The 12,064-nt window shown below is 58.0% G+C and carries 8 protein-coding genes; all 8 read left to right on the forward strand.

Features of this window, described 5'->3' with window-relative positions; all coding sequences use genetic code 11:
- The first annotated feature begins 31 nt into the window (after positions 1-31).
- The 8 genes from rplK to rpsG all read left to right on the forward strand — a co-directional run bounded on the left by rplK (position 32) and on the right by rpsG (position 12,042).
- On the forward strand, positions 32-463 hold the full coding sequence (rplK, locus tag NUH87_RS20440; protein ID WP_007933726.1) for a 50S ribosomal protein L11: 432 nt from the start codon (positions 32-34) through the stop codon (positions 461-463).
- The gene (gene rplA, locus NUH87_RS20445) at positions 463-1,158 is read left to right on the forward strand and encodes a 50S ribosomal protein L1 (protein WP_040071289.1); all 696 of its coding nucleotides are present in this window, start codon (positions 463-465) and stop codon (positions 1,156-1,158) included. Before rplK ends, rplA begins: the two co-directional genes overlap by 1 nt.
- A gap of 200 nt (positions 1,159-1,358) precedes the next feature.
- On the forward strand, positions 1,359-1,859 hold the full coding sequence (rplJ, locus tag NUH87_RS20450; RefSeq protein ID WP_040071288.1) for a 50S ribosomal protein L10: 501 nt from the start codon (positions 1,359-1,361) through the stop codon (positions 1,857-1,859).
- A gap of 78 nt (positions 1,860-1,937) precedes the next feature.
- Positions 1,938-2,303 carry a 50S ribosomal protein L7/L12 gene (rplL, locus tag NUH87_RS20455; RefSeq protein WP_056855887.1) on the forward strand — a complete coding sequence of 122 codons (366 nt, stop codon included), beginning with the start codon at positions 1,938-1,940 and terminating at the stop codon, positions 2,301-2,303.
- Between the two features lie 221 nt (positions 2,304-2,524).
- Positions 2,525-6,598, forward strand: coding sequence for a DNA-directed RNA polymerase subunit beta (gene rpoB / locus NUH87_RS20460; protein WP_040071287.1), 4,074 nt, complete (start codon positions 2,525-2,527; stop codon positions 6,596-6,598).
- A 64-nt stretch (positions 6,599-6,662) separates the two neighbouring features.
- Complete coding sequence (gene rpoC, locus NUH87_RS20465; RefSeq protein WP_338522483.1) at positions 6,663-10,862, forward strand: DNA-directed RNA polymerase subunit beta'; 4,200 nt, start codon at positions 6,663-6,665, stop codon at positions 10,860-10,862.
- Positions 10,863-11,079: 217 nt separating this feature from the next.
- Positions 11,080-11,451, forward strand: coding sequence for a 30S ribosomal protein S12 (gene rpsL / locus NUH87_RS20470; protein WP_003186084.1), 372 nt, complete (start codon positions 11,080-11,082; stop codon positions 11,449-11,451).
- 120 nt (positions 11,452-11,571) lie between these two features.
- Positions 11,572-12,042 (forward strand): 30S ribosomal protein S7, encoded by a 471-nt coding sequence (gene rpsG, locus NUH87_RS20475; RefSeq protein WP_040071285.1) that lies wholly within the window; start codon positions 11,572-11,574, stop codon positions 12,040-12,042.
- The last annotated feature ends 22 nt before the right edge of the window (positions 12,043-12,064 follow it).

Below are 12,064 nucleotides of genomic sequence, written 5' to 3' on the forward strand. Positions count from 1 at the left end.
GAGGCGTTCGAACCCGTAATTGGAGTGCCTCATGGCCAAGAAGATTACCGCTTACATCAAGCTGCAAGTGAAGGCCGCCCAGGCCAACCCTAGCCCACCCGTCGGTCCAGCTCTGGGTCAGCACGGCGTGAACATCATGGAATTCTGCAAGGCCTTCAACGCCCGTACCCAGGGTCTTGAGCCAGGTCTGCCGACGCCTGTGATCATCACTGTCTACAGTGACCGCAGCTTCACTTTCGAAACCAAGTCCACCCCGGCTTCGGTTCTGCTGAAAAAGGCCGCCGGCCTGACCAGCGGTTCCGCTCGTCCGAACACCGTTAAGGTTGGCACCGTTACCCGTGCTCAGCTGGAAGAAATCGCGAAAACCAAAAACGCGGATCTGACTGCAGCTGATATGGAAGCAGCCGTGCGTACCATCGCCGGTTCTGCTCGTAGCATGGGCCTTAACGTGGAGGGTGTGTAATGGCTAAGCTGACCAAGCGCCAAAAGGCTATCGCCGGCAAAATCGAAGCAGGCAAGGCCTACAACTTTGTAGAAGCCGCCGCTCTGCTGACCGAGCTGTCGACTGTCAAGTTCAGCGAGTCCGTTGACGTTGCTGTAAACCTGGGCGTTGACCCACGTAAATCCGACCAGGTCGTACGTAGCGCTACCGTGCTGCCACACGGCACTGGCAAGACCGTTCGCGTTGCCGTGTTCACCCAGGGCCCGGCTGCTGAAGCCGCTCTGGCTGCCGGCGCCGATCGCGTTGGCATGGACGACCTGGCTGCCGAAATGAAAGGCGGCGACCTGAACTATGACGTGGTCATTGCTTCCCCGGACGCAATGCGTGTTGTAGGTCAACTGGGTCAGATCCTCGGTCCACGTGGCCTGATGCCTAACCCTAAAGTCGGTACCGTAACTCCAGACGTCGCTGGCGCTGTTAAGAACGCCAAGGCCGGTCAGGTTCGTTACCGCACCGACAAAAACGGCATCATCCACACCTCCGTTGGCAAGGTCGGCTTCGACGCCGTCAAGCTGAAGGAAAACGTTGAAGCCCTGATCGCTGACCTGAAGCGTATCAAGCCAGCTTCCTCGAAAGGTATCTACGTCAAGCGCGTTACCCTGAGCACCACCATGGGCCCAGGTCTGGTCATCGACCAAGGCTCGCTGGACGCGTAAGACTGGGATTGGCGCAAGCGATTGCGCCAATCGAAAAAGATTGGGGTCCCTGCCTGGCGGGGGCTATCCAAGACCGTAGGCGGCGCAAGTCTTAAACCTCAAGCCTACGCAGATGGTGCTCCCGGTTCCTTACCGAATCAGACACCAAAACGACATCCGGCTTCGGCCAGATGAAACGGTAACAAGCAGGAGTTAAACCCGTGGCAATTAAACTCGAAGACAAGAAGGCCATCGTCGCTGAAGTCAACGAGGCTGCCAAAGTCGCTCTGTCCGCTGTCGTGGCCGATGCCCGTGGCGTAACAGTAGGCGCGATGACCGGACTCCGTAAAGAGGCCCGCGAAGCTGGCGTATACGTACGTGTCGTACGTAACACCCTGCTCAAGCGCGCTGTTGAAGGCACCGAGTATTCGGTCCTCAACGACGTGTTCAAAGGCCCGACCTTGATCGCATTCTCCAAAGAACATCCGGGCGCTGCTGCTCGCATCTTCAAGGAATTCGCAAAAGGTCAGGACAAGTTCGAGATCAAGGCAGCTGCGTTCGAGGGCAAGTTCCTCGCAGCGAATCAGATCGACGTACTGGCAACCTTGCCGACCCGTGACGAAGCAATTTCCCAGCTGATGAGCGTGATTCAAGGCGCTACCAGCAAATTGGCTCGTACTCTGGCGGCGATTCGCGACCAGAAAGAAGCTGCAGCAGCCTAAGGCTCGGCACTCCTTTTCGCGTATTTTTGTTTTTTTCGATGGTCGCGTAGGCCGTCCCCCAATTCAGGAATTAGAGTCATGTCTATCTCTCAAAACGATATCCTTGAAGCCGTTGGCAACATGTCCGTAATGGAAGTTGTTGAACTGATCAAAGCTTTCGAAGAAAAATTCGGCGTTACCGCTGCTGCTGCTTCGGCAGGTCCAGCTGCTGCTGCCGCTGTTGTTGAAGAGCAAACCGAATTCAACGTCATGCTGACCGAAGCTGGCGAGAAGAAAGTTAACGTGATCAAGGCTGTACGTGAACTGACCGGTCTGGGCCTGAAAGAAGCCAAGGCTGTAGTTGACGGCGCTCCTGCCATGGTTCTGGAAGCTGTTGCCAAAGACGCAGCTGACAAAGCCAAAGCAGCACTGGAAGAAGCAGGCGCTAAAGTCGAGCTGAAGTAAGCTCTGACCTTGCGTCTCCAGCCCGAGCGTTAAGCGACAGGCTGATGGCTGGTGGCTCTTGCCACCGGCCTTTTTCCGTTACTGGCGACCGACCCGGTCGGTGCCTTTAACGTGCTTCAACCACCCGATGCGGTGGCGCAAACCATGGGGTTTGCACGATTTTCTGGCTGCTCCTGTCGGGGAGGGGCCAAACAAGCAGGTGACCAAGCTGGGGAACGCTGATGGCTTACTCATACACTGAGAAAAAACGTATCCGCAAGGACTTTAGCAAGTTGCCGGACGTCATGGATGTGCCGTACCTCCTGGCCATCCAGCTGGATTCGTATCGTGAATTCTTGCAGGCGGGAGCGACTAAAGATCAGTTCCGCGACGTGGGCCTGCATGCGGCCTTCAAATCCGTTTTCCCGATCATCAGCTACTCCGGCAATGCTGCGCTGGAGTACGTCGGTTATCGTCTGGGCGAACCGGCATTTGATGTCAAAGAATGCGTATTGCGCGGTGTGACTTACGCCGTACCTTTGCGGGTAAAAGTGCGCCTGATCATTTTCGACAAAGAATCGTCGAACAAAGCGATCAAGGACATCAAAGAGCAAGAAGTCTACATGGGTGAAATCCCCCTGATGACCGAGAACGGTACCTTCGTGATCAACGGTACCGAGCGCGTGATCGTTTCCCAGCTGCACCGTTCCCCGGGCGTGTTCTTCGACCACGACCGCGGCAAGACGCACAGCTCCGGCAAACTGCTGTACTCCGCGCGGATCATTCCTTACCGCGGTTCGTGGCTGGACTTCGAGTTCGACCCGAAAGACTGCGTCTTCGTGCGTATCGACCGTCGTCGCAAGCTGCCGGCTTCCGTGCTGCTGCGCGCACTGGGCTACACCACCGAAGAAGTGCTGGACGCGTTCTACACCACCAACGTTTTCCACGTGAAGGGCGAGAGCCTGAGCCTGGAGCTGGTGCCTCAGCGCCTGCGCGGTGAAATCGCCGTCCTCGATATCCAGGACGACAAAGGCAAGGTGATTGTCGAGCAGGGCCGTCGTATTACCGCTCGCCACATCAACCAGCTGGAAAAAGCCGGGATCAAAGAGCTGGATGTGCCGCTGGACTACGTCCTGGGCCGCACCACCGCCAAGGTCATCGTGCACCCGGCTACCGGCGAAATCCTGGCCGAATGCAACACCGAGCTGAACACCGAGATCCTGGCGAAAATCGCCAAGGCCCAGGTCGTTCGCATCGAAACGCTGTACACCAACGACATCGACTGCGGTCCGTTCATCTCCGACACGCTGAAGATCGACTCCACCAGCAACCAACTGGAAGCGCTGGTCGAGATCTATCGCATGATGCGTCCTGGTGAGCCGCCGACCAAGGATGCCGCCGAGACCCTGTTCAACAACCTGTTCTTCAGCCCTGAGCGCTATGACCTGTCCGCGGTCGGCCGGATGAAGTTCAACCGTCGTATCGGTCGTACCGAGATCGAAGGTTCGGGCGTGCTGAACAAGGACGATATCGTCGCGGTCCTCAAGACCCTGGTCGACATCCGTAACGGCAAAGGCATCGTCGACGACATCGACCACCTGGGTAACCGTCGTGTTCGCTGCGTAGGCGAAATGGCCGAGAACCAGTTCCGTGTTGGCTTGGTGCGCGTTGAGCGCGCGGTCAAGGAACGCCTGTCGATGGCTGAAAGCGAAGGCTTGATGCCGCAAGACCTGATCAACGCCAAGCCAGTGGCTGCGGCGGTGAAAGAGTTCTTCGGTTCCAGCCAGCTGTCCCAGTTCATGGACCAGAACAACCCGCTGTCCGAGATCACCCACAAGCGTCGTGTCTCCGCACTCGGCCCAGGTGGTCTGACCCGTGAGCGCGCCGGCTTCGAAGTCCGTGACGTACACCCGACGCACTACGGTCGTGTTTGCCCGATCGAAACGCCGGAAGGTCCGAACATCGGTCTGATCAACTCCCTGGCCGCCTATGCGCGCACCAACCAGTACGGCTTCCTGGAAAGCCCGTACCGTGTGGTGAAAGACGCCCTGGTCACCGACGAGATCGTGTTCCTGTCCGCCATCGAAGAGGCCGATCACGTGATCGCCCAGGCTTCGGCGACCATGAACGAGCAGAAAGTGCTGGTCGACGAGCTGGTAGCCGTACGTCACCTGAACGAGTTCACCGTCAAGGCGCCGGAAGACGTCACCTTGATGGACGTTTCGCCGAAGCAGGTTGTCTCGGTTGCAGCGTCGCTGATCCCGTTCCTCGAGCACGACGACGCCAACCGTGCGTTGATGGGTTCCAACATGCAGCGTCAGGCTGTACCGACCCTGCGTGCCGACAAGCCGCTGGTAGGTACCGGCATGGAGCGCAACGTTGCCCGTGACTCCGGCGTTTGCGTCGTGGCCCGTCGTGGCGGCGTGATCGACTCCGTCGATGCCAGCCGTATCGTGGTTCGTGTTGCCGATGACGAAGTTGAAACCGGTGAAGCCGGTGTCGACATCTACAACCTGACCAAGTACACCCGCTCGAACCAGAACACCTGCATCAACCAGCGTCCGCTGGTGAGCAAGGGTGATCGCGTTCAGCGCAGCGACATCATGGCCGACGGCCCGTCCACCGACATGGGTGAACTGGCACTGGGTCAGAACATGCGCATCGCCTTCATGGCATGGAACGGCTTCAACTTCGAAGACTCCATCTGCCTGTCGGAACGCGTTGTTCAGGAAGACCGTTTCACCACGATCCACATCCAGGAACTGACCTGTGTGGCCCGTGACACCAAGCTTGGCCCAGAGGAAATCACTGCGGACATCCCGAACGTGGGTGAAGCCGCACTGAACAAGCTGGACGAAGCCGGTATCGTCTACGTCGGCGCCGAAGTCGGCCCGGGCGACATCCTGGTCGGCAAGGTCACTCCGAAAGGCGAGACCCAACTGACTCCGGAAGAAAAACTGCTGCGTGCGATCTTCGGTGAGAAGGCCAGCGACGTCAAAGACACCTCCCTGCGTGTACCGACCGGTACCAAGGGCACCGTCATCGACGTACAGGTCTTCACCCGTGATGGCGTCGAGCGCGACAGCCGTGCGCTGTCCATCGAGAAGAGCCAGCTGGACGAGATCCGCAAGGACCTCAACGAAGAGTTCCGCATCGTCGAAGGCGCGACCTTCGAACGTCTGCGTGCCGCGCTGGTTGGCCACAAGGTCGAAGGCGGTGCTGGCCTGAAGAAAGGCCAGGAAATCACCGACGAAGTGCTCGATGGTCTTGAGCATGGCCAGTGGTTCAAGCTGCGCATGGCAGAAGACGCGCTGAACGAGCAACTCGAGAAGGCCCAGGCCTACATCGTTGATCGTCGCCGTATGCTGGACGACAAGTTCGAAGACAAGAAGCGCAAGCTGCAGCAGGGCGATGACCTGGCTCCGGGCGTCCTGAAGATCGTCAAGGTCTACCTGGCAATCCGTCGTCGCATCCAGCCGGGCGACAAGATGGCCGGTCGTCACGGTAACAAGGGTGTGGTCTCGGTGATCATGCCGGTTGAAGACATGCCGCACGATGCCAATGGCACCCCGGTCGACGTCGTTCTCAACCCGCTGGGCGTACCTTCGCGTATGAACGTCGGTCAGATCCTCGAAACCCACCTGGGCCTGGCGGCCAAAGGTCTGGGCGAGAAGATCAACCGCATGATCGAGGAGCAGCGCAAGGTCGCTGACCTGCGTAAGTTCCTGCACGAGATCTACAACGAGATCGGCGGTCGCAACGAGGACCTGGACAGTTTCTCCGACCAGGAGATCCTGGACCTGGCGCATAACCTCAAAGCTGGCGTGCCAATGGCCACCCCAGTGTTCGACGGTGCCAAGGAAGTTGAAATCAAGGCCATGCTGAAACTGGCGGACCTGCCGGAAAGCGGCCAGATGCAGCTGTTCGATGGTCGTACCGGCAACAAGTTCGAGCGTCCGGTCACCGTTGGCTACATGTACATGCTGAAGCTGAACCACTTGGTAGACGACAAGATGCACGCGCGTTCTACCGGTTCGTACAGCCTGGTTACCCAGCAGCCGCTGGGTGGTAAGGCGCAGTTCGGTGGTCAGCGTTTCGGGGAGATGGAGGTCTGGGCGCTGGAAGCATACGGCGCGGCATACACTCTGCAAGAAATGCTCACAGTGAAGTCGGACGATGTGAACGGTCGGACCAAGATGTACAAAAACATCGTGGACGGCGATCACCGTATGGAGCCGGGCATGCCCGAGTCCTTCAACGTGTTGATCAAGGAAATTCGTTCCCTCGGCATCGATATCGATCTGGAAACCGAATAACACGTGACGCGAATCGAGAGCGGGGCCGTACTGCCCGCTCTCTGCTCCGCCAGGAGGAAAGGCCTTGAAAGACCTACTGAATTTGCTGAAAAACCAGGGTCAAGTCGAAGAGTTCGACGCCATCCGTATCGGATTGGCCTCGCCTGAGATGATCCGTTCGTGGTCGTTCGGTGAAGTTAAAAAGCCGGAAACCATCAACTACCGTACGTTCAAGCCTGAGCGTGACGGCCTGTTCTGCGCCAAGATCTTTGGCCCGGTCAAGGATTACGAGTGCCTGTGCGGTAAGTACAAGCGCTTGAAGCACCGCGGTGTGATCTGCGAGAAGTGCGGCGTTGAAGTCGCCCTGGCCAAGGTTCGTCGTGAGCGCATGGCGCACATCGAACTGGCTTCGCCGGTTGCCCACATCTGGTTCCTGAAGTCCCTGCCGTCCCGTATCGGCTTGCTGATGGACATGACCCTGCGTGATATCGAGCGCGTTCTCTACTTCGAGAGCTACGTCGTTATCGATCCAGGCATGACCACCCTTGAAAAAGGCCAGCTGCTGAACGACGAGCAGTACTTCGAAGCCCTCGAAGAGTTCGGTGACGACTTCGACGCCCGCATGGGTGCCGAAGCTGTCCGCGAGCTGCTGCACGCGATCGACCTGGAACACGAGATTGGCCGTCTGCGCGAAGAAATTCCGCAAACCAACTCCGAAACCAAGATCAAGAAGCTGTCCAAGCGTCTGAAGTTGATGGAAGCCTTCCAGGGTTCCGGCAACCTGCCAGAGTGGATGGTGCTGACCGTTCTGCCGGTTCTGCCGCCAGACCTGCGTCCACTGGTTCCGCTCGATGGCGGTCGCTTCGCGACTTCCGACCTCAACGATCTGTATCGTCGGGTGATCAACCGTAACAACCGTCTGAAGCGCCTGCTGGACCTGTCCGCGCCTGACATCATCGTGCGCAACGAAAAGCGCATGCTGCAGGAAGCTGTGGATGCCCTGCTGGACAACGGTCGTCGCGGTCGCGCCATCACCGGTTCGAACAAGCGTCCTCTGAAATCCCTGGCTGACATGATCAAGGGTAAGCAAGGTCGTTTCCGTCAGAACTTGCTCGGTAAGCGCGTTGACTACTCCGGTCGTTCGGTAATTACCGTAGGTCCGACCCTGCGTCTGCACCAGTGCGGTCTGCCGAAGAAGATGGCCCTCGAGCTGTTCAAGCCGTTCATTTTCGGCAAGCTGGAAATGCGTGGTCTGGCGACCACCATCAAAGCGGCCAAGAAAATGGTCGAGCGCGAACTGCCAGAGGTCTGGGACGTTCTCGCCGAAGTGATTCGCGAACACCCCGTACTGCTCAACCGTGCACCGACCCTTCACCGTCTGGGTATCCAGGCGTTTGAACCGGTACTGATCGAAGGTAAGGCTATCCAGCTGCACCCTCTGGTCTGTGCTGCGTACAACGCCGACTTCGACGGCGACCAAATGGCCGTGCACGTACCGCTGACGCTGGAAGCCCAGCTGGAAGCGCGTGCGTTGATGATGTCGACCAACAACATCCTGTCGCCAGCCAACGGTGAGCCGATCATCGTTCCGTCGCAGGACGTTGTATTGGGTCTGTACTACATGACCCGTGAAGCGATCAACGCCAAGGGCGAAGGTCGTGTCTTCGCGGACCTGCAGGAAGTCGACCGCGTATTCCGCGCCGGCGAAGCCGCGCTGCACGCCAAGATCAAGGTTCGTATCACCGAAACCGTGAACGACCGTGATGGCGGCAGCGTCCAGAACACCCGTATCGTCGACACCACTGTCGGTCGTGCGCTGCTGTTCCAGGTGGTTCCAAAGGGTCTGTCGTTCGACGTCGTCAACCTGCCGATGAAGAAGAAGGCGATCTCCAAGCTGATCAACCAGTGCTACCGCGTGGTTGGTTTGAAAGAGACCGTGATCTTCGCTGACCAGTTGATGTACACCGGTTTTGCCTATTCGACCATTTCCGGCGTTTCCATCGGTGTTAACGACTTCGTTATCCCGGATGAAAAAGCCCGCATCATCGGTACCGCTACCGACGAAGTGAAGGAAATCGAAAGCCAGTACGCTTCCGGCCTGGTAACCCAGGGCGAGAAGTACAACAAAGTCATCGACTTGTGGTCCAAGGCGAACGACGAAGTGTCCAAGGCGATGATGGCCAACCTCTCGAAAGAGAAGGTCATCGACCGTCATGGCGACGAAGTCGAGCAGGAATCCTTCAACTCGATGTACATGATGGCCGACTCGGGTGCGCGGGGTTCCGCTGCACAGATCCGTCAGCTGGCCGGTATGCGTGGCCTGATGGCCAAGCCGGACGGTTCCATCATCGAGACGCCGATCACCGCGAACTTCCGTGAAGGTTTGAGCGTACTCCAGTACTTCATCTCCACGCACGGTGCTCGTAAGGGTCTTGCGGATACCGCGTTGAAAACCGCGAACTCCGGTTACCTGACCCGTCGTCTGGTAGACGTGGCGCAGGACCTGGTGGTAACCGAAGTCGACTGTGGCACCGAGCAAGGCTTGCTCATGACGCCGCACATCGAAGGCGGCGACGTTGTAGAGCCGTTGGGTGAGCGCGTTCTGGGTCGAGTCATCGCCCGTGACGTATTCAAGCCGGGTACCGAGGACGTTATCGTTCCTGCCGGCACCCTGGTCGACGAGAAGTGGGTTGAATTCATCGAGCTGAACAGCATCGACGAAGTGATCGTGCGTTCGCCGATCAGCTGTGAAACCCGTTATGGCATCTGCGCCAAGTGCTACGGCCGTGATCTGGCACGTGGTCACCAGGTGAACATCGGTGAAGCGGTCGGCGTTATCGCTGCCCAGTCCATCGGTGAGCCGGGTACCCAGCTGACCATGCGTACGTTCCACATCGGTGGTGCGGCAAGCCGGACCTCGGCGGCCGACAGCGTTCAGGTGAAGAATGGCGGTACCGTCCGTCTGCACAACCTGAAGCACGTTGAACGCGTGGATGGTCACCTGGTTGCGGTATCCCGTTCCGGTGAGCTGGCGATTGCCGACGACTACGGTCGTGAGCGCGAGCGCTACAAGCTGCCGTACGGTGCGGTGATTTCGGTTAAAGAGGGTGACAAGGTCGACGCTGGCGCTATCGTGGCCAAGTGGGATCCGCACACTCACCCGATCGTTACCGAAATGAAAGGTACCGTGACCTACGTGGGCATGGAAGAAGGCATCACGATCAAGCGTCAGACTGACGAATTGACCGGTATGACCAACATTGAAGTACTCGACGCGAAAGACCGTCCGGCAGCTGGCAAGGACATCCGTCCTGCGGTGAAGATGGTCGACGACAACGGCAAGGATCTGTTGCTGCCAGGCACTGACGTAATCGCTCAGTACTTCCTGCCAGCCAACGCCCTGGTCGGTGTAGCGGACGGTGCGCGGATCGCGATCGGTGACGTTATCGCGCGTATCCCGCAGGAAACTTCGAAAACCCGCGACATCACCGGTGGTCTGCCGCGTGTTGCCGACTTGTTCGAAGCCCGTCGTCCGAAAGAAGCCTCGATTCTGGCTGAAGTCAGCGGCACCATCGCGTTCGGTAAAGAGACCAAGGGCAAGCGCCGTCTGGTCATTACCCCGAACGACGGTAGCGATCCGTACGAGGAGCTGATTCCGAAGTGGCGTCACCTGAACGTCTTCGAAGGCGAACAAGTGAACCGCGGCGAAGTTATCTCCGACGGTCCGAGCGATCCGCACGACATCCTGCGTCTGCTGGGTGTGAGCGCGCTGGCCAAGTACATCGTCAACGAGATCCAGGACGTTTACCGTCTGCAAGGCGTGAAGATCAACGACAAGCACATCGAGACCATCCTGCGTCAGATGCTGCGTAAAGTTGAGATCTCCGAGTCGGGCGACTCCAGTTTCATCAAGGGCGACCAGATGGAGCTGACCCAGGTTCTGGTGGAAAACGAGCGTCTGAACGCGGAAGACAAGTTCATTTCCAAGTTCACTCGCGTGTTGCTGGGTATCACCAAGGCGTCGTTGTCGACCGAGTCGTTCATCTCCGCGGCCTCTTTCCAAGAGACCACCCGCGTACTGACCGAAGCGGCCGTTACCGGCAAGCGCGATTACCTGCGCGGCCTGAAAGAAAACGTGGTCGTGGGTCGTCTGATCCCGGCCGGTACCGGTCTGGCTTATCACAGCGAGCGCAAGCGTCGCCGTGATGCGGACAAACCGTTGCGCGTAAGCGCCAGTGAAGTGGAAGCTGCACTGACCGAAGCGCTGAACTCAAGCGGTAACTGAGTTCTGCAATAGTGAGAACAGGGCCCTGGTAGCCTCCGCCAACGCCATCGCGACATTTTTGTTGCGATGGCCGGCGTGAGGAGGCCGGGGCCTTGTCTTGACTGGGGGCAAGATCCTCTTTAGACTCTTGTACCCCTAAATTTGGCGGGAGTTCGTTCCTGCCATTTTGCTTTTCTTGCAAGACAATAGCGTCGCAAGACAACAGTGGAGCTAGTAGATGGCAACTATCAACCAGCTGGTACGTCAGCCGCGTAAGCGTATCGTCGAGAAATCCGACGTACCTGCGCTGCAGAACTGCCCGCAACGTCGTGGCGTGTGCACCCGTGTGTACACCACCACGCCGAAAAAACCTAACTCGGCACTGCGTAAAGTATGCCGTGTGCGCCTGACCAACGGTTTCGAGGTTTCCTCGTACATCGGCGGTGAAGGCCACAACCTGCAAGAGCACAGCGTGGTGCTGATCCGTGGCGGTCGTGTAAAAGACTTGCCAGGTGTTCGTTACCACACCGTTCGCGGCTCCCTGGATACCTCCGGCGTCAAAGGTCGTAACCAAGGTCGTTCGAAATACGGTACCAAGCGTCCGAAGTAATCGGCCGTTTGCTGCAGTAACTGATTTTTATTTTTCTGAGTCGATAAGAGTAAGGTCGGGCTTGCATCCACTGGGTGTCATGTTCCCGGGCTAACCTGAAGACCGTTTGAGGGCTTATCAATGCCAAGACGTCGTGTAGCAGCCAAACGTGAGATTCTGGACGATCCGAAATACGGTAGCCAGATTCTCGCCAAGTTCATGAACCACGTGATGGAAAGCGGCAAGAAAGCCGTGGCCGAGCGTATCGTTTATGGCGCGCTGGAAAAAGTGAAAGAGCGCAAGAACGGTGACCCCCTGGAACTCTTCGAGAAAGCACTCGACGCCATCGCTCCGCTGGTCGAAGTGAAGTCGCGCCGTGTAGGCGGTGCTACTTACCAGGTTCCGGTCGAAGTTCGTCCGTCCCGTCGTAACGCTCTGGCAATGCGCTGGTTGGTAGACTTCGCCCGCAAGCGCGGCGAGAAGTCCATGGCTCTGCGTTTGGCTGGCGAACTGTTGGACGCCGCTGAAGGTAAAGGTGCTGCAGTTAAGAAGCGTGAAGACGTGCACCGTATGGCTGAAGCCAACAAGGCTTTCTCGCACTACCGCTTCTAATTTTAGCGTCACTCATTTTGCG

Source organism: Pseudomonas batumici (genome assembly GCF_036585405.1).
GTDB lineage: Bacteria > Pseudomonadota > Gammaproteobacteria > Pseudomonadales > Pseudomonadaceae > Aquipseudomonas > Aquipseudomonas batumici.

Bases quoted from the DNA above. Each gene is read 5' to 3' on its own strand.
- rplK (WP_007933726.1), top strand. From the start codon at position 32: ATGGCCAAGAAGATTACCGCTTACATCAAGCTGCAAGTGAAGGCCGCC.
- rplA (WP_040071289.1), top strand. From the start codon at position 463: ATGGCTAAGCTGACCAAGCGCCAAAAGGCTATCGCCGGCAAAATCGAA.
- rplL (WP_056855887.1), top strand. From the start codon at position 1,938: ATGTCTATCTCTCAAAACGATATCCTTGAAGCCGTTGGCAACATGTCC.
- rpoB (WP_040071287.1), top strand. From the start codon at position 2,525: ATGGCTTACTCATACACTGAGAAAAAACGTATCCGCAAGGACTTTAGC.
- rpsL (WP_003186084.1), top strand. From the start codon at position 11,080: ATGGCAACTATCAACCAGCTGGTACGTCAGCCGCGTAAGCGTATCGTC.
- rpsG (WP_040071285.1), top strand. From the start codon at position 11,572: ATGCCAAGACGTCGTGTAGCAGCCAAACGTGAGATTCTGGACGATCCG.